We start from the raw sequence: 22,010 nt of genomic DNA, 5'->3' as shown, positions 1-22,010 counted from the left end.
GTTGTAAAGCAAAAAACCTTTAGTTCCCTAAAGGTTTGCAGCAACTATTTATATGACCTCTGCTGTGTTCGAGGCATTTACGAGTTCAAACTCTATCCTTCTTGCCTCCACCACATACCTTCGGATTCTGGGCTAGTATACTCGAAGCCAAACTGAGCATACAACCGATCCGCTGGAACATCCGCAAGTAGGCTCACCAGGGCGCGGGCAGGTACGTTCTCTTTCAGATATTTCATGATCTCATTCATGATCAGCTTGCCATACCCTTTTCCCTGCTCATCTGGATGTACAACGATATCAACCACTTGATAGAAACAACCATCGTCTCCCACCACTCGTCCCATACCAATAAGTACATCATCTTGTCGCAAACACACTGCAAATAGACTATTCGGCAATCCTCTCTCGGCGCCTTCACGGCTTCTTGGACTCATCCCTGCGATCTCTCTCAACGATAAATACTCAGCTACGGCAGGTGGTGCGTGTTCAACGGTAACGTGATCCATGCAATAACCCCTCTCATTAAATTATGGACAGAAGAATATTATCAATTGCCAGATTAATCCGATAAATAAGTATATGGTTCATCCATATAACATTATATTCAGTTTCTCTCCATTCCCTATAGAAAGGCGGAGCCTATATACAACCAAGAACCTACCATACATATATGTAAAGTTAAAAAATATCCAGCTCTTTTCATCATACCATTAGCTGCTATTTATTAACCAATTAGCTTCGATTTTCCTATCTTTTCTTACATCGCTTCCTTCTATAAACAATGAGCAAACCAACTTCAAGTAACCCTATAAATTAAGAGTAAAGTTAAGGAAGTGACTACCTTTGATAAAGAATTCCATCAAACACAAAATCATATGGCCGATCATCATTATTTTTATTGTGGTCATTTCAGTACTCGTACTTATTGTGAACCAATTTACAACGAAAAGTTTAAATAATAAAGGAATTACAACGATGGAGGTAGCCAAAATTTCAATTGAAAATGCTATCTTATCGCGTAAAGCTGCTGAAAATGTCATGGAGCAGGAGATGTTTGGCCAAGCTACGTTGATTTCTTATTTAGTAGATCAGAATTTAACCTACGAGCAAGCAGTAGAATTAGTTACACGATCAGGAATGGATGAAATCTGGGTGACTGACAGCGATGGCCAGGTAGAGTTGTCCACTTTTGATAAAGACGCTAACCTCAACTTTGGAGCTGACCCAAGTCAACAAGCCTATGAGTTCATGGATCTGATTACTGGCAAAAGAGATCAAGTCGCCCAACCGGCTCAACCACGGACTGTCGATCCCAAGATATATAAATATGTTGGCGTTGGTGGATGGTCTTCTCCTCGTATTGTACAGGTGGGACGTGATGGTCAGCGCTTGACCGAGTTGGATCAGCAGATTGGAGCACAAGCATTGATTGAGCAGTTAAAGACAAGCCTGAGCAGTGATGTGTTATTCTCAGGTATTCTGGACGAGAAGGGAAAGCTGTTGTACTCAAGTGATGGGAACCTGGATGGTTTAGAATCCTTCATTACAGACGCATTCCAAAAAAGTGTACAGGCTTCTTCTACTGAACAAGTACACGCCCAGTATAACGGTCAACGCGCAGATTACTATATTACCTCGCTGTCCGATGGGCGTGGATTTATACTCGCTCTATCAACGAAGGTCATTGACGATATGAACATAACAACCATTCTATCAGCTGCTGTTGGATTATTACTCGTGATTATCGTTGTATTCCTGGTGGTAAGTGCTCAAATGCGGCGGGTACGCCAATTGCAGCAAGCTATGGAATCCATCAGTCGTGGGGATGGTGATTTGACTCAACGCCTGCAAGTGAATTCCAAAGACGAAATTGGGCAGTTAGCGGAGTCAACCAATCACTTTATTAATCAGATTCATTCCATTGTGACTGATGTCAAAATGGCAACTACAGCAAGTAAACAGGACGCTGCATCCATTACTGATAATACACTGCACACGGTAGAAATCACACGTGAAATCCGTATTGCCATTGAGGAGATGGCAAATAACTCAGGCAGACATGCCGAAGATATGCATAACGGTGTCGTTGCTATCCAGCAGTTATCCAAACAGGTGGAAGACACCAAGCATAATACAAACATGTTGTTTGAATACAATCAGGTCATTGGAGACAAGCAAGCCAAGGGTTTACATACTGTGGCGATCTTATCTGATTCGATGACGCAGAATGTACAAGTGTTTGATGATATGTCTAGCAAGCTCACACAACTGAAAAATGATATTGATGCGATTAGCCAAATGACAGAGACCATCACTGGCATCTCTCGGGAGACCAATTTACTCGCTCTAAATGCTTCTATTGAGGCATCTCGTGCTGGTGAACATGGTAAAGGATTCGCTGTGGTAGCTGCTCAAGTACGTGTGTTATCCGAACAAACCAGGGCATCAGCTGTACAAATTCAAACACTAATCGAAAATGTTCAAACTTCCGCAGCGGTCACACTTCAATCCATGGCTAAAGCCGAAAATATGGTTCAACTTCAGGAGACAACCGTAACGGAGGTAACGGACGCATTCGCTAATATCAAAGATACACTTGCATCCGTAAGTGAGTTTACCGATCACATCGTTACTTCAATGGATAACCTCGTGGACAGCCGTCAGCAACTCTCCTTGTTGCTCGAGGGAACCTCTGCTGCATCAGAGGAAACTGCTGCAAGCTCTGAGGAAGTATTGGCAAGCACTGAAACACAGGTCAGTCTCTTTGAAAATGTCTCCTCACTTACGACGAACCTCAACGTGACACTATCTGAACTACAGCGCCAGGTTGACCGTTTCAAAGTGTAAAAACAACTCATAACATACCTAAACATATCGCCGAGTCGGTTCCATTCCGATTCGGCTGTTGTGTGTGAGTAACATGTTAAATGCCCTCTTCCCTCCCATCTTTCTGCTTGAACTCAACTACTTCCTGTGTAATAGTGAGAGAAGCTTATATTACCGGGGTTTATGCTACGCCCAACTTTCGTACAAAGGAGGAACAACGGTGCTGCAACGTTGGATGTTTTTTCTGTTCTCATATCCAGGCTTCGTAGCCTTATTGCTCGGAATCATTGCCATCTTCCTAGGCATATACATATGGTCTGCCACGGAAATTAGACGAAGTCGAGACCGGAGAACACAAGCCATACGAGATACATTATACATAACGACACCACTGCTCGGGCAACTCACTTTTATTGAAAATAGGCAATCTACTCGTACGGAAGCGGAGCAGCACGAATTGCTTAACGCCATGCTGGCGTGCAGAACAGCCGTTAGCCTATCACCACAGCTTCAGGATCAGATTCGTAGCTGCATTCAAGACCCTGATCCTGCGCGGCTAACCTTGATGCACAGAGCTCTGGAGCGAGAAAGCTCCAGCCTATCGGAAGAACTTCGCAGCCAGGCACACTCGGTGCATTGGTGGGAAGCTGTCTGGAATGTGATTCGCCCTGCGGTCGAGCCTCTTGCTGTAGCGGCATGGCTGTATCTGATCGCTGATTTCATCATTGTTCAGCAAGGACTGAATCAACCATTTTGGCATGGCTGGGTCAACGCATTGTTCTGGATTCGCTTCATCTCCCTATGTATTACAGTGCTCTATGGTTATCTGCTCTTGGCTAGTCCTCGCCGCAGGACACCAGGTGCATCCGGCACGATGACCAAGGTGTTATATGCGCTCATTGCACTCTGCTCTCTCCTGCACTTCATTGGGCCTGTAGCCGCTCCTTACACGCTTGGCTTGCAGCTCATATTGTTCGTGTCCGGTTTTCGTCTGACAGGTACAAGTTCTCGTAGTGAACGTCCTTATGCAGGGCATACAGAGCTAGAGCCGGCAAAGGAAGCTTCTACGGAGACCGAAGTGAACACAGCGCGCAAATCTGGCGCCAAAGTGGACGAGTAGCGCTGGCTGGCTGGATTACATTCGCAGCTATTTATGAAACATCACGGCACAACAATAGACCGACCTGTAAGGGCGGTTAATCCACAGTGTCCACTATAGTAAACCAAAAACAAAGAGAAGCTCGCACCCTGCGGCTTCTCTTTGTTTTACCCATCGTACTGCTGTTCTTCGCGCAAAAAGTCCTGTTGGAGACATCTTAAACAATCTAGTGATGCATCTTCTCATGCATCACCCTTGCCCCGCAACACTCCATCTCACTACATCACTCTATCCCTTCGCACCGCTGGCATTGGAGCCGCGCAATGAACGAGGTGTGTTGTTCCGTGCAGCACTGCCGGATTTGGAGGCGCTGCTTGTCGGTGTATTTTCAAAACGCTTACGTTCCGTTCGCTCCATCTGTACAATCTGACCCTCGTGTACCACGATGTGCAGCGACCCAAACTCCATGTCATTGAGCTGTCCAGCGATTCTGTCCATCCATACCTCATCCACTTTCAACGGCTTAGCCATAGAGCCGCCTCCTCTTCCCGGGCTGTGCCCGCAATATTACTTGAACAAGCACTTATATCCATCCGACTTATAAAACATTCTTATCCAACCTATATACTTGGATTATACATTATCAGGGCTTCCAGTAGCTGTCAATCGGTATTTTCCGTTAACCGGTTAAGGATTCTTTTTTATCGTACTTAGCCTTCGCTCATCGTTCGCTCACATTCTTATGCCCCAGCCAGCTCTTGACCAGGAGCGTTGCCAGAGCAAGGATTAGCAGCAATGAAGCGACGGCGAATGATGCCGAGAATTGATATTCGTTATACAAAATTTCGACATGAAGCGGCAGTGTGTTGGTCTCACCACGTATATGTCCAGATACAACGGATACCGCCCCGAACTCGCCCATCGCGCGAGCATTACACAGAATAATACCGTAGAGCAGTCCCCACTTAATATTGGGTAAAGTCACGTTCCAGAAGATCCGCCATCCCGAGGCTCCAAGCGTCACTGCCGCTTCCTCTTCACGGGTTCCCTGATCCTCCATGAGCGGAATTAGTTCCCTTGCCACGAAGGGGAACGTGATGAATAGCGTCGCCAGCACGATGCCTGGCAGCGCAAAAATAATTTTGATATCATGCTCAGCCAGCCATGGACCGAACCAACCATTAGAGCCAAATACCAGCACAAAGATCAACCCGCCGACAACGGGAGAAATGGAGAAAGGAAGGTCGATTAACGTGATCATGATTCCTTTGCCCCGGAACTGGAACTTCGTAATAACCCAAGCTGCTGCCACACCAAATATCGTATTGAGTGGTACCGTAATTGCTGCAACGAGCAGCGTCAGCTTGAGAGCTGACATCGCATCAGGTTCGGTCAGAGCGGCGATATAGACGCCCCACCCTTGTTTCAACGCTTCCATTAAGACAATGACCAATGGCAAAATAAGCAACCATAACAATACAAGACCTGCCAGTCCAATTAACAGCCATTTGACCCATGGAGCCTCCGTAGTTGCACGGTTTGACCCAGGGCTACTTGGTATGCGCGAAGCAGGACTCAGCGGAACAGAACCCGCCATACGCTGCACCTCCTTCCGTTGAAGTGAAAAGCTCCCATCGAATAACACCCCCATTGAATGCCTAGATATTCCCGCGGCTCTTGTACACGGTGGATATACCATTCGTTAGAATGTACCGATGCGAATTGGTTACGCCCTGCCTGCCTTCCGGCTCCATCGTTGCAAGGAATTAATGACCAGCAACAGGATAAATGAAACCAGCAACAGCAGCAAAGCGACAGCCGTAGCTCCTGCGTAATCAAACTGTTCAAGCTTCGCCATAATGAGCAGCGGCGCGATCTCCGTTTTCATCGGCATATTGCCTGAAATAAACACCACTGAGCCAAACTCTCCAATACCTCTGGCAAATGCCAACGCGAAACCTGTCAACAGCGGGGGAATCAGATCCGGAAGTAGAATGGTACGGAATATCCGCCACCTTCCTGCCCCTAACGTTGCAGCCGCTTCTTCAACCTCAGCCTCCAGCTGTTCTAATACCGGTTGCACCGTTCGAACGACAAATGGAATACCGATAAACATCAGAGCTAGTGTAATGCCCGCCTGAGAATAGGCTAATTGGATACCCAAAGGCTCAGTAAGCTGCCCAATCCAGCCGTTTCCAGCATACAAAGCCGTAAGAGCAACCCCTGCCACCGCTGTTGGCAACGCAAATGGCAGATCAATCACAGCATCAAAGAGCCGTTTACCCGGAAATTCATACCGCACCAATACCCATGCCAAGAGCAGCCCTAATCCCAGATTGATTAAAGCCGCCACACCTGCGGTCAGAAAGCTGACCTTAAATGAAGCGAGCACGCGGGGATTCGTGGCTGTCTCCACCAGCATAGACCAGGTCAACCCTGTGGAGTTAAACACCAGGGCTGTCAGTGGGATCAAGACAACAAGGCTGAGGTAAAATACGCTGTATCCCATCGTTAACCCGAATCCCGGAAGCGTGCGCCTCCGGGTTGCTATTACCTTGCTCATGAACGTCATCCTCTCTTGCCTTCAGCCGGTCAGGCTGGTTGGCTCCTTGCCATAGGATCGAGTACAGATTGCCCAGACTTAACTGCCCGGAACGTAAATTTGGTCAAAGACCCCGCCATCATTGAAATGTTTAGCCTGTGTATCGCGCCATGTGCCGAATACATCATTCAGTGTGAACAGCTCCAGGTCCGGGAACTGATCCTTGAATTTCTCGGCCACGGTATCCAGTGTTGGACGGTAATAGTTCTCCGCTGCAATCGTCTGTCCTTCCTCACTGTACAGATATTTCAGGTAAGCGTCGGCCACTTCACGGCTTCCCTTTTTGTCGACATTTTTGTCCACGACAGCTACCGGAGGCTCAGCCAGAATACTCACGGAAGGCACAACAATATCGAATTTGTCCGGCCCCAGTTCCTTCACTGACAAGAACGCTTCATTCTCCCAAGCCAGCAGTACATCGCCAAGTCCACGTTCTACAAACGTTGTTGTGGCTCCGCGTGCACCGGAATCCAGTACAGGTGCGTGCTTGAACAGCTCACCTACAAAGGCTTTTGCAGCCTCCTCGTCATTGTTATTCTTCTTGAGCGCATACCCCCAAGCTGCGAGATAGTTCCAGCGGGCTCCACCAGATGTTTTTGGATTCGGTGTAATGACCTGAGTATCACCCTTAATTAGATCATCCCAGTCTTTGATGCCTTTTGGGTTGCCTTTCCGAACCAGAAATACAATCGTTGATGTATATGGGGAGCTGTTATGCTCATATTTATCTTGCCAACCTTCGTTAATGAGGCCTTTGTCTTCAATCGCATCAATGTCATATCCCAGTGCCAGTGTAACCACGTCTGCATCCAAGCCATCAATGACGGAGCGGCTCTGTTTACCCGAACCACCATGAGACTGTTTAATAGTTACGTCTTGACCCTTTTCCTTCTGCCAATACGCCGCAAACGCCTTGTTGTATTGCTCGTAGAGCTCACGAGTCGGATCATACGATACATTCAACAATTCAATGGCCTTCGGGCTATCTCCACCACTATCCTGCCCTCCAGATGCTCCAGTTGCATTAGAATCGCCGCCATTTGCTCCACAACCTGCCAGCACGCCTGTCAACACCAGTGCCAGACCAAATAGAATACCTTTTTGAACTCTCTTTTTCATCAATAACACTCCCCCTGTTGGATCTGCGTGACTACATGAACAGGCTGAACAGCTTGGAACGCCACCGAAAAACAAATAACGGAGGGACACCTGTACACACCTCTCCCTCCTAAAGTCATGCCGGCTCGCTGCCGTGTATGCTTTATCGCGTTCGATGTGCTGCGGTGTTCCTCCGTCGATACGGTAAGAACGTTATTCTGTTCAGATGACATTCTCTGCTGCTGGACTGAATCATGAAGTTCATCATGTTATACAGTCTTTTTAATTATTCCTACCTGTTTAGTAAGTTATATGTATCATAAGGGCAGCCCTTTTACCTGTCAAACGTTTTTTCCGATTTTTGCCCAATTCATTTTACAACTGGAAAAAGGCAAAAAAGGAACAGAGCATGTATACCCTGTTCCTTCGCCTACTCTCTGACCCATATTCGTCATGTTACTGATGTGACTGAATCATGAGAATCTCAGGCAGAATGCAATGCGCCGAGATACTTGTCCGTTATTGTCCAGCAATGCGGATATTCGGTACTGGAGGTGGATTCATGCCTTCTCCCAGATAAAAGCTGGTATGCGGCGGCTGATTATAGGCTACATTTTGCCAAGCTACGCCCAACCGGTACACCGGATCATGCATCAACGTGTAGATTCGTTTGTCCGTGAGTGCTGTTGTCGTATAAATACGGAGTGCCGAGCTATCGTTGGTTCGCCATACCACTTCCTCTCTCCAGTCGCCCAGCAGATCAGCCTGAAGATTCGGTGTAGACTTCGTTCCGTTGTTGGAGGAAGCTCCAGAGGCAGTTAGCAGATTCACCGTTCGCCCATTCACATAGTCCCATTTGTCGATACGGTTACTGTCTAACAGTTCGCGGAGCAGATCTCCATCCCACCAGATGCCAAAATTCGTGGACGAAGGTACGGTTGTCCCGATTCTTTGGCCTTTTGCTGTATACAGCGCGCCATTCGCCCATACCTCAGCCCCTCTATATCTTGGATCGATATCCGCAGCCATGCCGCGTCCGATATCCTTCGTTGTTGGTATACCCCAGATCAACTGACCTGTTCTAGCATCACGGAATTCAATGCCTGCATTGGATGGTGTCTCATGAACCTGGAATACCTCCATCCCCGGCCGATCTGGATCGAGATCACTCAGATGCATGGCATCGCCATGATGCAGCCCTGTGGTGTATAACCCTTTGCCATCATGATCGACGGCCATCGCACCATAGATAATCTCATCTTTTCCGTCGTTATCCACATCCGCCACACTTAAATTATGATTCCCTTGTCCAGCGTAACCTGAATTGCCTGGCGTGTTCGAATCAAACGTCCATTGCTTCGTCAATTGTCCATTCCGCCAATTGTAGGCCACAAGCACTGTCCGGGTGTAGTAGCCCCGTGCCATGACCAGACTCGGTCGCTCTCCATCCAAATAAGCAATCGTAGCTAGAAAACGATCCACGCGGTTACCGTAATTATCCCCCCAGCTCGATACACTCCCTCGTGCAGGCTCATAATTGACCGTGGAGAGAGCTTTACCTGTCTGTCCATTGAAGACCGTTAGGAACTCTGGCCCTGACAACACATATCCGCTGCTATTCCGATAATCCTTACTGCCGTCTCCGATGACCGTACCCACACCATCTCTGGTGCCATCGGCCGTTTTCATAGCTACCTCAGCCTTGCCGTCTCCATCCAGGTCATAGACCATGAACTGCGTGTAATGCGCACCTGCGCGAATGTTTTTGCCAAGACTAATACGCCACAGTCGAGTTCCATTCAATTTGTAGGCGTCAATAAATACTTCCCCTGTGTAACCACTATGCGCATTATCTTTAGAGTTGGATGGATCCCACTTCACGATAAGCTCATACTCGCCGTCCCCATCCAGATCACCAGCACTGGCATCATTGGCGCTATAGGTATATGCAACTCCGTCCGGGGTTGTCCCACCAGCGGGAACACTGAGAGGCACTGTCAGATAATTATTTCCCCACACACTTGCTACCTTGGAAGCCGCCTGTTCTGTCCCACCTACGACTGCTCGAACCGTATACTTGGAGTTGTTCGTTCCACTTGCATCCTGAAGATTGGTGCTGTTCGTGATCGGTGAAGCGTTCACCTTTGTACCATCTCGATATACGTTAAAAGAAACATTCGAACCTTCCGTACCGAGTAACCGCCAGCTTACAAATACCCCATTCCCTGTCTTCACTGCCACAACTCCGCGGTCTAGGAATTCCATCTGACGTGCTCCTGCTGCATGAGTCACCGACGGAGCGCTTAGACTTAGAGATGTAACAAGCAATGCTGAACTTAATAATGTAATGCCTGCCGTTCGCAACGTGCGCTTCCATGACGATCGATTGACCATACGACTAGCCTCCCCAAATGTGTTGGTAAGCCCGATGCTCTGTAGCGCATCTGTATTGTAAGCGCTTTAATATATATCATTTTAAATTAAACATTTAATTCCATCTATAGGTCTTAATTAGTAATTTTCGATTATTTTGCGTAAAATAACTTCTTTTCGCTCCCACTAATGACACCATCGTTGAACGGTAGATAGGCAACCATATACATAATAAAGCTGTAAAATCACGTGCGTACACATGATCTTACAGCTTATATGTGTTGTACAGTATTCTTTGATTACAGCAGAGAATAATCTTAATCTACAGGCACAATGCATACCGGACGGGGAACTTCCAGTTTGAAGCCAGTGTGTGTCAGTCTTCCATCCTCGCGATCCACCTGGAATGCCACGATATTGTTGCTGTCCTGGTTAGCTACGAGCAATATTCCCTCTGGCAGTACATTGAAGTTACGCGGAGTCTGTCCCAGTGTAGAAGTCCAATCCACCGCTTCAAGCTCACCGGACTCTTGATCAATATGATAGAGCACAATACTATCGTCTCCACGGTTGGAGGCGTATAGGAAACGTCCACAAGGGGAGATTCGGATATCGGCAGCTGTGCCTTCTCCCGTATGTCCTTCAGGAAGAGTGGATATATGTTGTACGGTGCTAAACTCTCCCCTGCGCGCATCGTACATGAATGCCGTCACCGTATTATTGAGCTCATTAACGACATATGCCCACTTCCCATTCTTGTGAAATACGAGATGTCTTGGCCCTGAACCTGGGGGCTGGCTCGTCTCACGGTGTGTGACCAATCGACCTTCTTCCAGGCGGTAGACAATGATCTGATCTAAGCCCAGATCGCATACAACCGCATATTGCCCTGATGGATCTGGCTGAATGGAGTGTGCATGCGGCCCTTCCTGACGGTCGTCATTCAAACCTCTTCCCGTATGCTCAATTAATGCGCTCATCTCACCTAACGTATCTTGATCACCTACGGGAAATACGTTGACACTCCCACTGCTATAATTGGAGGTGAGTACCCACTTGCCATCCTCTGTGACTGATACATAACAAGGTGAAGCTCCTTTGGTGCTTTTGCGATCCATGAGGTGCAGCTCACCCGTGGACTTGCCCCGGCGGTAGACCAATACCTCTCCCTCATCCGTTTCACTTGCAACATATAGAGAATTTTGATCTGGACTCAAAGCCAAGTAAGATGGGTTATCTACCCCTGCAATATCATGTGCAATCCGCATCTCGCCTGTATCCGAATCCAGCGCACCTACATAAATACCGGGTTGATCCGCTGATGCATAAGTTCCAATATAGAAAAACGTATCCTTGCTCACAGCTTGCTCCATTCCTCCATCGCTCCTTATATGTTCAAATAGGTGCCTACATGCTAGGTCGTGCCTGAAAAATCCCTAACTTCAACGTTAATGTCTAACTTCAAAACTAAAATTCATATTGCTTCTCTGTTATGTACTTAACCAATTCTCTTTGTTTTCCTTCAGTTTCTATGCACAAGTTATTCTTCCAAAGCTCATCTTGATAACGCTTGCGCAAATATCATTGACTCATATATTTTACCTCACCATAATACAAGTATGAAACCATATAACAGCTTATCTACGTTACGCAAATCCGACGGATTCCGTATGCAAAAACTAATCGTATTACCTGACCCGCTACTAGAGGAGGCCGCAGCTTCTCCTGTAACGTCCGCTTTGTACGTGACTGACATTGGTTATTTTCACGAAGCGGAGCACCATTATCGGGATCGGCCAGAGGGCTGCCCTTCCCATATTTTAATGTACTGTGTTGAAGGTACTGGATGGTACACCACCGACGGAGGTAAAAGGCAAGATGTTAAGGCAGGCAGTCTCGTTGTTCTTCCTGCCCATGTTGCACATACCTATGGTGCATACTCAGCTGATCCCTGGAGTATCTACTGGATTCACTTACGTGGTGAACATGCCTCCGCCTATATGGAGCCACTGCTCACTGGAGGTGTATTGACCATGGCTCCGGCGAAAGCTCAGAAGTGGCTGGAGCTATATCATGAGTGCTATGGAACACTAGAGACAGGTTATTCCATACAGACGATGACGTACACCTCACAGATTGTTGGATATATGTTAGGCATGCTCGCTTACGGACATGGTACAGAGGGTCATATGATTAGTAGCAAACGAGCTGCCGAACAGTCTGTGCAATACATGCTACAGCATCTGGAGAGCGGAGTAACACTGAAAGAGTTGGCTGCACAAGCCAGCCTGTCTGCCCCGCATTATTCACAATTGTTCAAGCAAGCTACAGGACATTCTCCCATTGATTATTTTCTGAGGCTTAAAATTCAACATTCCTGTCGCTACCTTGATTTTACCGATTGGACGGTGAAGCAGATTAGCTCGAAGCTTGGCTTCAAAGATCCTTATTATTTCTCACGTTTGTTCCGTAAAATGATGGGTCAATCACCTACCGATTATCGAAACAAGTCCAAAGGGTAGTTTATATCAAAAAATATATATGAGATTGGAAAATAGCAGCAACCTTTTGCATGGAAGGGTCGTCTATAGGGGCAAATAACTTTAATACAAAGGGATACCCTTCCTAGAAAAGTGAGGCGACTTGATATGAAAAAAAATATAATTGCTTTGATGACTGCGGGAGCATTACTAACCTTATCTCTTGGTACTACACCTATTCATGCTGCGCAAGGCGGATTCACAGATCTTCAGGGAGTTGCGGGAGCAGATAAAATCGAAGCATTGCATCACGATGGTTTGATTAAAGGCGTTAGCGACAACCTGTTCAAACCAGAACAACAATTAAACACGGCACAAGGTATACAGTTGCTTGCCGATGGACTAGATCTGAATTTGGATACGATCCGTTTCGTCAAAGAACCTCTCCCAAGTGATTCCTTCTCCAAGGTGCTTGATCATGTGTGGTACAGCAATGCCTTCATTCGTGCGAAATATAATGGCATCCAGATGGCTGATGATATCGATCCATCCAAACCGATGACTCGTGAGCAATTTACACTATTCATCATGCAAGGCATCGAAGCCAAAGGCGGCCTACCGATGATCAAGCTACAACCTGTAGATATTACAGATGAGCAAGAGCTTACGCCTGAGTATCAAGGAGCAGTTCAGCGTTCGTTAGCGTTCAAGATTAACACATTGGATGCAGAAGGTAATTTCCATCCTAAAGAGGTTATTACTCGTGCAGAAGCTGCCGTAATGATGTTCAATGCGATTGAACATATGGATAATTTTCACGCACCGGTCGTACCAGAGACACCTGAAAAATAACTCAATCCTTATTTCTGTAACTTTCATGAGCTAACAGGCAATTCTCGTTATACTTTCAAGTCTATTCAGATATTAAAAAGCCCCCTTATCACAGATCACGAGAAGACTTCGGCGAGCAAGATGCACTTAGTCTAATCGTTGTCTGTACGGTAAGGGGGTTTCTTGGTTGGATGGATTGACGAATGCTTAGCTAGTTGGCTCATATGTTGGCTGGATAGAAAGTAAATGTTATTCATACGTACCAATCTCAATCTGATCGGCAACAAATTCATTTTTAACACGATCGAAGGTGTAGGTTACTTTGAAATCACACACATATTGCGGAGATGTTCCAATACTCGCACCTAATCTAGAGATAATTCGTTGATTCTCTAAGGCATAGATGACTACCCCGCCAAAAGCCAGCTCGTTATGATTGGAGTCCGGTGCTAGCTCAACATTAGAATTAAACTGATGTTCTTGGCCTTGCACTTTGACCGTAATTGCTGAAGTACCGTCTTCGTTGGCCGCCACGTGAGATTCGATCTGATCTGCCACAATCTCTTCATATGGTTGTACTTTAATTACAGAGAAGTCTTCCGCTCGAATGACATGCAGTTCGAAGTGATCCAGCCCTGTACCTTTCCCCGTCTGAATGATAATTACCGCTTCTTCTCTACCGTCACCCGTAATATCTGTATAAAAAACCTGGGGGTTCATATCGGTTCCCGTATTCGGGACACTCCAATCAAAATCTTGCTGCCTGCCCTCGATATCGACCGTCACACCTTCAATCTCACCTCTGGATTCTTGTATCGCATATAGCTTCACACGCTCATCTTCGGAAGCGGCAATGAACTTGGGATGCACCTGAAGTTGTTGCTGCACCACCTCCAGTTCATTCGAAGACTCGTCCGCCTGCTTCAGATCGGTTGTTAGTTGATTGGATGCGCACCCCGATAAACAAACTGCACTTACCAACATCAATAAGGCCAGTACTTTCTTCAACTCATATCTCCCTTTCATCTCGAAGCTAATAGCTACCTGTTCTACAGTACATCATCACATCAATTCATTTCGATTATTCCACGGACAATTCTACCATGCTAGGCCGCAGTTCTCCGTTAACAAGCCTATACTTCACTATGGCATTTCCTAAGTACTGACCTATAGCAATCTGAATGGGCAATTCGGCAACGAGCCCTTGGTCTTGCACATCATACCTAATTATATTTTGAACAGAAGGTTGCTCAAACCAGTCACTTGAATCACGGTCATGGATATCATAAGAATACTCGTGTTCATTCACTTTCAGCGTATAGTGGCGAAGTGCCTGTTCCCTATGGAGCTCAAGTTGTACCTCCTTCAACACAAACTCCCTCGGATCTACGACTGGAATTTCCGTAAAATCAGGTCTTAGAACATGTACCTCTGATTCATGTATACCTGTGCCTGTACCCTTCGTTAATACAACCACAATCAGATCCTCGCCTTCTGTACCAAGAGAACCACGATAAATGACTGGATAAAACGATGGATTGCTCACATTACTCCAAGAATACGTTTGGGACGCTTGATCTATTTGGACAGTGAGCAAAGAAAATACATCTCCCTGTGCCCTACCATAGATTGCAACTTGATCATTCTTATTTTCAGCCAAAAGCAAATCTGGGATGGTTGTCGCCGATTCCAAGCTATTTTCCACTGAGTTCCCCTTAGGAAGTATGACTTGATTATCACTACACCCAGACAACAACAATGCTCCCACCATTACCATCATGATCTTCTTCAAGATATATCCTCCATTTGAATCATTTGTTCTAACTATACACATGCACGATACCCAATAAGTTTATAAATTGTATTATATTATTTAAAAAATAGAGACAATTGAACCGCCTAGCTGTACCTGCCCGATTCAACTCCTTTAAAACGCAAAACAGCCGCATGTCCTCTCATTGGAGGATCATGCGGCTGTTTTATTACACACCATATGGCGATGCTTATTGTGGCTCTATCTTAGAAAGAACCTTTAACTACAGTTTCGGACAATGGGAAACGACCTGCTGGACGAGCTGGTTCTGCAGCTTTACCTACAGTGATCAACAATGTTGGGATGTAACGTGCAGGAATGTTGAACGTTTCGACCAATTGTTGTGGATTGTAACCACCCATTGGGCAAGTATCATAACCCAAAGAACGTGCAGCGAGCATAATGTTTTGCGAAGCAAACGATGCGTTACGGATCGCTTCATCACGTGCAGTTTGCGCGCTTTGGTAAGCACCGTTGATTTGACCAACCAATGCATCGCGAACCTCAGCAGGCAATGCGCCAGCTTCAACAGCCTGATCATAGATAAAGGTGTTGCGGTTAGCTTCCAAGTCACCTAGAACAGCAATTGTAACTGAGCTGTCTACGATTTGACTTTGGCCATAAGCGATTGGCAGCAACTTAGCTTTGTCCGCTTCGGACTCAATCACGAGGAATTTCCAGTGTTGCAGGTTCCAAGAAGACGGTGCTTCGGAAGCTGCAGTCAAGATTGCATTCAAGTCAGCCTCAGGCATTACAAAACCTTTTTCGTATTTTTTGACAGCGTGACGTTCGCTAATTACGCGAAGTGTTTCATTGTTAGACATGTTCTCCACTCCTAATTCTATTAATTATTGTAAATATCATTGCTGTTTATTTCGCTTTAATTTCGCAAGGCTCTAATCCAACAATCATGATAAATGGTGTAGTGACATAACCACCTTCCGAAAATAACATCAGCCCAGAAGATAGACTCTATCTGTGTTCACGTTATGCCCGGAATAATCTTGAAGCCTTCATGAATCGTAAAACCGGGGCAACGCTTGTTATGTTATATAATCAGTCCACAGTCTCCAGGTAAACTGTAGCCAGAATTAATCCTTATCTTGTCTCAATAACTCATTCATGGACTTGGAGATCCCTTCACATTTCCCGATCCGATGCTTCACATCCTCAATGGAAATGCGATCAAAATAAATGCTCAGCGCTTCCTCGCCTCCGTCATATATGCCTCCCATGACATCCCTCATGTTAGAGGACACAACGCATGGCGAACCAGATTCGCCAGAACACCAATTGGGCCCAAGTGAACCTCCAGCAACCAGTCTGTACAATTCCCCAAGCTTGATCTCATCACTTGGACGGTTAAGCAGGTACCCTCCGTGAGCGCCTTCTTTAGTGGTCAAATACCCATGCTTCCGCAGCACACTTAGCACCTTACGAACTCTGGCAGGGTGTGTACCCACACTATGAGACAAATCTTCACTATTGGCCATACAGTCTTCCTTCATGGATAGAAACACAAGACAATGGACGGCAATGGTAAATTCGCTGTTCATGACTTACTCCCTTCCCGGCAAAAAACACCGATGGACTTCAATCCAAGGTAAGTACAACTGTTATTATATGAATGACAGTTATGTTTGTCAACTTCTTCTGCGGTAGTGCCTGAACACAGGATATCCCTTGATGTGTCTATATATACAGCCTCCCACCCAAGCCACCCTTTGCTTGGTCACCATGTACTTAACCTATATAAGAAAACAAAAAAGTGAGCCCTCCGCTTCGCGAAAGGCTCCAATAAGATAGACATATGAAAGGGCTTACTTGATCATTATAATCGGTAATCTTTATTTTGAAAACGCTTTTTTTGTTAAAATAAACTTTTCTTATCTTCTGTTATTTTTGCAAAGGGTATTGCAAAAACTAATGCCATTAGTTATATTACTAATACCATTAGTTTTAAGGAGGAATTACGATGCGTATTACGCGTGAATATCATGTCATTCAAGTTTCATTCCTACCTCGACTCTTTCCTGTGAACGTTTATCTTGTTGAAGAGGACACTGAATTAACTCTGATCGACGCAGGAATGCCGTTCAGTCTTAAGGGTATTCTCGCCACTGCTCAATCTCTTAACAAACCTATCACCAAGGTCATTCTAACTCATGCCCATGGCGATCATGTTGGTGCCTTAGACGGTCTCAAGAACGCACTCCCCAATGTAGAGGTGCTAATCTCAAGACGGGACGCGGTACTACTCACTGGAGATGCTTCGCTATCACCTGATGAACCGCAGACTCCCGTACGTGGCAGTGTACCCAAGAACATTCACACCCGCCCAGATTACCTACTGGAAGATGGGGATCGCATTGGATCGTTACTGGCGATTGCTACCCCTGGTCATACACCAGGGCACATGGCATTTATGGATACGCGCAGCGGTGTCCTCATCGCTGGCGATGCCTATCAACTGCAAGGCGGCTTGGCCGTTGCTGGCCAGCTGCGCCCCCTCTTTCCATTTCCCGCGCTAGCCACATGGCACCGCGAGACTGCTCTTGCCAGCGCTAAGCGCTTGGCTGAGCTAGAGCCGTCCGTGCTGGCTGTAGGCCACGGACGAATGTTACGTCAGCCAGCAGCGGCGATGCGCGCGGCAACGGCTGACGCAGCGCAACGGCTGCGCCTTGCCGGAGGGCTTCAATGAGCCCGCGGCAAGGGCTGGATCGCGGCATGCTGCTGAATGCCGCGGCCCAGCTTGCTGATAGCGACGGATTCCATGCGCTGACGCTGGCCGCATTGGCCCAGCGACTCGATGTGCGCTCCCCGTCGCTATATAACCACATCAGCGGCCTACCCGGGCTTCGCCAGGAGCTTGCGCTGATGTCCGTAGAGCAGCTCGGCCAGGCACTAACCGTGGCCGCCGCAGGACGTGTCGGTAGCGAAGCCATTCAGGATATCGCTACCGCCTACATTGATTTTGTACGCCAACATCCCGGGCTTTACGAGGCTTCCTTCCATGCCCCTGATCGGGATGAGCCACAGCTCGCCGCGGCCAGCACTGTAGCGCTACAGTTGTTGCTGGACTCCTTACAGCCGTATGGACTGTCCGAAGCCGATGCACTACATGCGGTACGTGGACTACGTAGTTTGTGCCATGGCTTTGCCTCCATCGGTGCACAAGGTGGATTTGCCATGAATTTTGAACCTAGCGCGAGCCTGCATTTCACCATTTCATCCTTCCTAGACGGACTAAAACAACGCAGTAAAGACAGTTAACGTTCCGCCCGTAACCTCATAACGCGCAAGAGGGCTGCAGCTAATCCCTGCAACCCTCCTCTTCTATATGATCGTGGCCTCCTAGGCTCTAGGCACATGACCCTGTCCTATACGATCCACCTGCAAGTTCAACTCAATTATATTGTTTCACTGCATGACCCGTGTACTTATCTGCCGGAAGCTCCGAATAAGCCGAACCTCTTGAGCTGCCATGCCCTCTCAGACTCCAAATTGCCTTAATAAGTCCATGAATACGAAAGATGTTGTTCATTGGTCTGAACCAGAACGATTCGGATAACGCGTATAAGAACAGACGCGTGACTTCACGTGCCTTATACCTTCTACGTGCCAGCCAAACCTCAAATAGAATGACTGCCGCAGATAGGAGTGAGCCATAGAGCAGTAAGAGCATACCCAGCACAACTAATAGACTATTCTCCACAAACGGCAGCAGCAGACCTACGAATAATAGCAATAGCGTCCCTATTTCCAAAACAGGCCCAATCAATTCGACCATGATAAAATAAGGGATCGTCACCATGCCCATCCAACCATACTTCGGATTGCCTGCCATCTCCCGTTGCTCCCACATGGTGTTGGTCAACTGACGATGCCAGCGTATTCGCTGCTGGTGCAGCCCAGCACATGACTCAGGTACCTTCATACTGCTTACAGGGTCATCAATATACACGATGCGTCCCCTGCCCTTGATCTGTTTCATGTGCCTGTGAAGACGCATGATCAGCTCTAGATGAGCCATTCTTGGATCAGGATTGAATCCTCCGATTTCCATAACATAACTTTTTTTGAACAACCCAAACGCTTCTGACGTAAACAATAACGTATTGATATTGTATCTAACCAAGCCCAATCCACTGATGAGAAATACACGGATATATTCAATCCTCTGCATCATAAGTAGTGGACTCCTTGGAAGAGCTGCGGCGGGCTTCTCTCCTTGAATATGAAATCTGGAGCAGGACACCCTCTGCGAGTCCGCAAGCTCTAACCTTCCGCCACACGCGATAATCTCTTCACCCGGTAATGCGGCCATAACGGGCTTCATCATTTTCACAAATGCATATTTGTCCAGCATGGTCGTAGGGCCAATGGATGCAAAATACGGATACTGAGACACACGTATTCCCGCATTCAATGCATCGGAGTGTCCTCCATATTGCTTGTCGACCACGACAAGATTGTCATATCGCATTGAACGATATGTACCTCTAATCTCTCCAACTGCCTGCCCAATACTGGAATAATGGGTCTTGCTCTTCACCGTAGACAGCTCATACACTTCCATTAAGCGTTCCATCGTACCGTCTATTGATCCATCATTAATAACAATCACTTCGTAGCAGCCATAATGGATATCAAGGAGATGATTTACATCCGCAATAATGGTGTTCTCTCGATTATGTACCGGATAAAGTACAGACACCGGGGGAGCGAGTGCTTCATTAAGCACTTCATCATAGTGAAGCAGATCCAGATCCTTTTTTCGCACCATTGTACGAACCGCAGCTAGAAATAACCAAATACATGCGATGATCACCACAACAAGGTAGATCCATATGCCTTTATAACATAACAGAATTAAACTCTGCAGCAGCTCAAGCCATCTTTCGTTCATACTGCTTCCTTTCCAGCGTTTCTTCCGCTATCTGCCTCGCGTATTTGTCCGGATGTACCCTTGCTACGCAGCGTAATTTCTCGATTCCTTGATCATATTGAGCGAGAGAGTTCGCAGCTTCCTGCCTTATTTCGTAAGCAGGATCACCCATAAGTCCATTCAGATGCTCAATAAATCCCTCTGTATGAACACGTCCCAACAACCTAGCGTACATGAGTCGTTCTAGACGTGATCGAATACCTCTCTCTTCTTCCCAAGCCAGCAGTAGCTTTTCCTTAGTCCCATCACTCAGCTTACCAATCTGGGCTAAAGCACGAAGCGAAAAGATGCGCTGCTCCACATGGTCTTCGAATAGCAGTCGTTCTAATAATGCCAGCTCTCTCGTCGACTGCACATTTCGAATGCGCATCGCATCCACGACGTTATACTTTGCCTGCATGGGAAGCTCCTCATAGTGATCAATGACCTTCTCCCAGATCTCATCCGTAAGTAATAGCATAATCTGCAAATATTGCGAATCCGACATGGCTGTGTTTTTCCTGAGCAACTCTTTCACTAAGCGTACATAGCCTGTCCTAGCGTACATTCTCAGAATAATAAATCGTTCCTGATTCGTGCATAACGAAGAACGCATCATCTCTTCCAGTCTAGGCAGAAGTTCCGTCATCTGAAATTGCTCTATATAGAGCAATGTATTAATACGTTGACTCCATCTTATTGAACGAAGCTTAGTCCGGTACAACGTTCCAAATACTTGACCTGCGAGGAAGCGAATCTTTTCCCTTTGGAGATCATCCGCACTGTCCTCTAGTTGTTGCAATAACACTTCCTGTAACGCTTCATGCTGAACTTTCCTCATATCCAGCAGCTTAGGTGTGATCTCTCCTCCTGCAAAATAATGACGAAGTGCAGAATCATCAGCGATTAGGTCACGGAATGCTCTTTTTTGGAGTTTTAGCGTTCGCTTCTTCAGCTGATTTCTCCACAACAAGATGAGATAGATAATGAGAAGCGTCACGAACACGCCTCCACAGATTACACCGGTCACCTGAACCAAATAGTTACTTCCCGTTTCCGTCCACCCGGACATGGATCTCCCAAACCCCTGCATTTTGTCTCTCATATATTCACTCATGACTTATCCCCTCAATCGAATAAACCGCCCACCTTTGGTTACACTAGTAACCATTTCCAACGCACAATGTTCGTCTTACAACCGGTGCGATATACGTATGACCTGCTGATTATTAGCCGTCCTTAGATACGGTGAAAATGCTTACTAAGCATTCTATCGGCAAACTACGTTTATGATATAATAGGGAAAGAAAATTCTGAGACTTCACATCATGATTTGAATGGATTCAGCAATATATTATTCCAGAAAGAGGGATATCTTCGTGGCTCAAATTAGTCCATTTTACCTTCAGATCGGTGCAACTGTAGGGATGCTCATCATGGCGCTGCTTGCCATTTTCATTCGAATGAAAGCCAGTCATCGCCCAGTCACTATTCGTAAAATTCTGATCCCTCCACTCGGAATGAGTACAGGGTTCCTCATGTTTGTCGTTCCTGAAACGCATGTTCCGTTGCTGTGGGCAGCCATTGCACTGCTTGTTGGTTGGTTTATCTTCTCGTATCCGCTTATTCGCAGTACTCGCTTTGAGCGGATTAACGGTGAAATATTCGCAACGCGTTCGCGCAGTTTCGCTTTTATCCTGCTTGGACTGCTCGCTGTGCGGCTCATATTGCATGAAGTCATCCAGCGTTATGTATCCATTCCACAGACAGGTGGACTCTTCTTCCTGCTCGCCTTCGGTATGATCGTCCGCTGGCGTGTGTACATGTACAAGCACTATAAAGAAGTGATTAGTGCAGAGGAAGCCTAGACTCTCTCTGCTCCGCTCTATTCACGCATACAAACACACCAAAGACACGTTTTCTGCATGGCTATGCGGAAGAACGTGTCTTTTTTTGAGGTA

Annotated in this window: 20 protein-coding genes; 7 read left to right on the top strand and 13 right to left on the bottom strand. The window is 46.6% G+C overall.

Going from position 1 to position 22,010, the window contains the following annotated elements:
* Positions 1-92: 92 nt before the first annotated feature.
* Positions 93-506 (bottom strand): GNAT family N-acetyltransferase, encoded by a 414-nt coding sequence (locus tag J2T19_RS18840; protein WP_307218396.1) that lies wholly within the window; start codon positions 504-506, stop codon positions 93-95.
* A gap of 337 nt (positions 507-843) precedes the next feature.
* Here J2T19_RS18840 and J2T19_RS18835 point away from each other — a divergent pair, with 337 nt between their 5' ends.
* Positions 844-2,847, top strand: a complete 2,004-nt coding sequence (locus J2T19_RS18835) for a methyl-accepting chemotaxis protein (RefSeq protein WP_307218394.1) — start codon at positions 844-846, stop codon at positions 2,845-2,847.
* A 199-nt stretch (positions 2,848-3,046) separates the two neighbouring features.
* Positions 3,047-3,946, top strand: a complete 900-nt coding sequence (locus J2T19_RS18830; protein WP_307218392.1) for a hypothetical protein — start codon at positions 3,047-3,049, stop codon at positions 3,944-3,946.
* 267 nt (positions 3,947-4,213) lie between these two features.
* On the opposite strand, the gene J2T19_RS18825 is transcribed toward J2T19_RS18830, so the two are convergent.
* The 6 genes from J2T19_RS18825 to J2T19_RS18800 all read right to left on the bottom strand — a co-directional run bounded on the left by J2T19_RS18825 (position 4,214) and on the right by J2T19_RS18800 (position 11,371).
* A complete protein-coding gene (locus J2T19_RS18825) occupies positions 4,214-4,456 on the bottom strand; it encodes a YezD family protein (RefSeq protein WP_145050248.1) in 243 nt (80 codons plus the stop codon).
* A gap of 190 nt (positions 4,457-4,646) precedes the next feature.
* Positions 4,647-5,522, bottom strand: a complete 876-nt coding sequence (cysW, locus tag J2T19_RS18820) for a sulfate ABC transporter permease subunit CysW (protein ID WP_307218390.1) — start codon at positions 5,520-5,522, stop codon at positions 4,647-4,649.
* 129 nt (positions 5,523-5,651) lie between these two features.
* Positions 5,652-6,488, bottom strand: coding sequence for a sulfate ABC transporter permease subunit CysT (cysT, locus tag J2T19_RS18815; RefSeq protein WP_307218388.1), 837 nt, complete (start codon positions 6,486-6,488; stop codon positions 5,652-5,654).
* Positions 6,489-6,566: 78 nt separating this feature from the next.
* The gene (locus tag J2T19_RS18810) at positions 6,567-7,646 is read right to left on the bottom strand and encodes a sulfate ABC transporter substrate-binding protein (RefSeq protein ID WP_239293025.1); all 1,080 of its coding nucleotides are present in this window, start codon (positions 7,644-7,646) and stop codon (positions 6,567-6,569) included.
* A 498-nt stretch (positions 7,647-8,144) separates the two neighbouring features.
* Positions 8,145-10,019, bottom strand: coding sequence for a rhamnogalacturonan lyase (locus J2T19_RS18805; protein ID WP_307218384.1), 1,875 nt, complete (start codon positions 10,017-10,019; stop codon positions 8,145-8,147).
* A gap of 296 nt (positions 10,020-10,315) precedes the next feature.
* Positions 10,316-11,371, bottom strand: a complete 1,056-nt coding sequence (locus J2T19_RS18800; protein ID WP_307218382.1) for a lactonase family protein — start codon at positions 11,369-11,371, stop codon at positions 10,316-10,318.
* Positions 11,372-11,617: 246 nt separating this feature from the next.
* Here J2T19_RS18800 and J2T19_RS18795 point away from each other — a divergent pair, with 246 nt between their 5' ends.
* Both J2T19_RS18795 and J2T19_RS18790 read left to right on the top strand, forming a co-directional pair.
* Positions 11,618-12,520, top strand: coding sequence for an AraC family transcriptional regulator (locus tag J2T19_RS18795; protein WP_307218380.1), 903 nt, complete (start codon positions 11,618-11,620; stop codon positions 12,518-12,520).
* Between the two features lie 126 nt (positions 12,521-12,646).
* Positions 12,647-13,330: an S-layer homology domain-containing protein gene (locus J2T19_RS18790; protein ID WP_307218378.1), complete on the top strand. Its 684-nt coding sequence runs from the start codon at positions 12,647-12,649 to the stop codon at positions 13,328-13,330.
* 228 nt (positions 13,331-13,558) lie between these two features.
* Here J2T19_RS18790 and J2T19_RS18785 read toward each other — a convergent pair whose 3' ends face one another.
* The 4 genes from J2T19_RS18785 to J2T19_RS18770 all read right to left on the bottom strand — a co-directional run bounded on the left by J2T19_RS18785 (position 13,559) and on the right by J2T19_RS18770 (position 16,678).
* On the bottom strand, positions 13,559-14,317 hold the full coding sequence (locus J2T19_RS18785) for a hypothetical protein (protein ID WP_307218376.1): 759 nt from the start codon (positions 14,315-14,317) through the stop codon (positions 13,559-13,561).
* Positions 14,318-14,390: 73 nt separating this feature from the next.
* Entirely contained in the window at positions 14,391-15,101 is a 711-nt protein-coding gene (locus J2T19_RS18780; protein WP_307218374.1) for a hypothetical protein, read from the bottom strand.
* Positions 15,102-15,328: 227 nt separating this feature from the next.
* Positions 15,329-15,946, bottom strand: coding sequence for a nitroreductase family protein (locus J2T19_RS18775; RefSeq protein WP_370874900.1), 618 nt, complete (start codon positions 15,944-15,946; stop codon positions 15,329-15,331).
* Positions 15,947-16,213: 267 nt separating this feature from the next.
* Positions 16,214-16,678, bottom strand: a complete 465-nt coding sequence (locus J2T19_RS18770; protein ID WP_307218370.1) for an RrF2 family transcriptional regulator — start codon at positions 16,676-16,678, stop codon at positions 16,214-16,216.
* 419 nt (positions 16,679-17,097) lie between these two features.
* On the opposite strand from J2T19_RS18770, the gene J2T19_RS18765 reads away from it, so the two are divergent.
* Together J2T19_RS18765 and J2T19_RS18760 are read left to right on the top strand one after the other, a co-directional pair.
* Entirely contained in the window at positions 17,098-17,823 is a 726-nt protein-coding gene (locus J2T19_RS18765; RefSeq protein ID WP_307218367.1) for an MBL fold metallo-hydrolase, read from the top strand.
* Positions 17,820-18,395 (top strand): TetR/AcrR family transcriptional regulator, encoded by a 576-nt coding sequence (locus tag J2T19_RS18760; protein ID WP_307218365.1) that lies wholly within the window; start codon positions 17,820-17,822, stop codon positions 18,393-18,395. The genes J2T19_RS18765 and J2T19_RS18760 overlap by 4 nt, the downstream gene beginning before the upstream one ends.
* A gap of 133 nt (positions 18,396-18,528) precedes the next feature.
* Here J2T19_RS18760 and J2T19_RS18755 read toward each other — a convergent pair whose 3' ends face one another.
* Together J2T19_RS18755 and J2T19_RS18750 are read right to left on the bottom strand one after the other, a co-directional pair.
* A complete protein-coding gene (locus J2T19_RS18755; protein ID WP_307218363.1) occupies positions 18,529-20,031 on the bottom strand; it encodes a glycosyltransferase family 2 protein in 1,503 nt (500 codons plus the stop codon).
* Complete coding sequence (locus tag J2T19_RS18750; RefSeq protein ID WP_307218361.1) at positions 20,012-21,166, bottom strand: HEAT repeat domain-containing protein; 1,155 nt, start codon at positions 21,164-21,166, stop codon at positions 20,012-20,014. The genes J2T19_RS18755 and J2T19_RS18750 overlap by 20 nt, the downstream gene beginning before the upstream one ends.
* Before the next feature lie 262 nt (positions 21,167-21,428).
* On the opposite strand from J2T19_RS18750, the gene J2T19_RS18745 reads away from it, so the two are divergent.
* The gene (locus J2T19_RS18745; protein ID WP_307218359.1) at positions 21,429-21,917 is read left to right on the top strand and encodes a CcdC family protein; all 489 of its coding nucleotides are present in this window, start codon (positions 21,429-21,431) and stop codon (positions 21,915-21,917) included.
* Positions 21,918-22,010: the final 93 nt, after the last annotated feature.

The sequence above is a fragment of the Paenibacillus tundrae genome (assembly GCF_030812775.1).
Taxonomy (GTDB): Bacteria; Bacillota; Bacilli; order Paenibacillales; family Paenibacillaceae; genus Paenibacillus; species Paenibacillus tundrae_A.
This window is presented reverse-complemented; position numbering and strand designations above follow the sequence as displayed.

Coding starts and splice junctions, on each gene's coding strand:
- J2T19_RS18840 (WP_307218396.1), bottom strand. CDS start 506: ATGGATCACGTTACCGTTGAACACGCACCACCTGCCGTAGCTGAGTAT.
- J2T19_RS18825 (WP_145050248.1), bottom strand. CDS start 4,456: ATGGCTAAGCCGTTGAAAGTGGATGAGGTATGGATGGACAGAATCGCT.
- cysW (WP_307218390.1), bottom strand. CDS start 5,522: ATGGCGGGTTCTGTTCCGCTGAGTCCTGCTTCGCGCATACCAAGTAGC.
- cysT (WP_307218388.1), bottom strand. CDS start 6,488: ATGAGCAAGGTAATAGCAACCCGGAGGCGCACGCTTCCGGGATTCGGG.
- J2T19_RS18810 (WP_239293025.1), bottom strand. CDS start 7,646: ATGAAAAAGAGAGTTCAAAAAGGTATTCTATTTGGTCTGGCACTGGTG.
- J2T19_RS18805 (WP_307218384.1), bottom strand. CDS start 10,019: ATGGTCAATCGATCGTCATGGAAGCGCACGTTGCGAACGGCAGGCATT.
- J2T19_RS18800 (WP_307218382.1), bottom strand. CDS start 11,371: ATGGAGCAAGCTGTGAGCAAGGATACGTTTTTCTATATTGGAACTTAT.
- J2T19_RS18795 (WP_307218380.1), top strand. CDS start 11,618: ATGAAACCATATAACAGCTTATCTACGTTACGCAAATCCGACGGATTC.
- J2T19_RS18790 (WP_307218378.1), top strand. CDS start 12,647: ATGAAAAAAAATATAATTGCTTTGATGACTGCGGGAGCATTACTAACC.
- J2T19_RS18775 (WP_370874900.1), bottom strand. CDS start 15,946: ATGTCTAACAATGAAACACTTCGCGTAATTAGCGAACGTCACGCTGTC.
- J2T19_RS18770 (WP_307218370.1), bottom strand. CDS start 16,678: ATGAACAGCGAATTTACCATTGCCGTCCATTGTCTTGTGTTTCTATCC.
- J2T19_RS18765 (WP_307218367.1), top strand. CDS start 17,098: ATGCGTATTACGCGTGAATATCATGTCATTCAAGTTTCATTCCTACCT.
- J2T19_RS18760 (WP_307218365.1), top strand. CDS start 17,820: ATGAGCCCGCGGCAAGGGCTGGATCGCGGCATGCTGCTGAATGCCGCG.
- J2T19_RS18755 (WP_307218363.1), bottom strand. CDS start 20,031: ATGAACGAAAGATGGCTTGAGCTGCTGCAGAGTTTAATTCTGTTATGT.
- J2T19_RS18750 (WP_307218361.1), bottom strand. CDS start 21,166: ATGAGTGAATATATGAGAGACAAAATGCAGGGGTTTGGGAGATCCATG.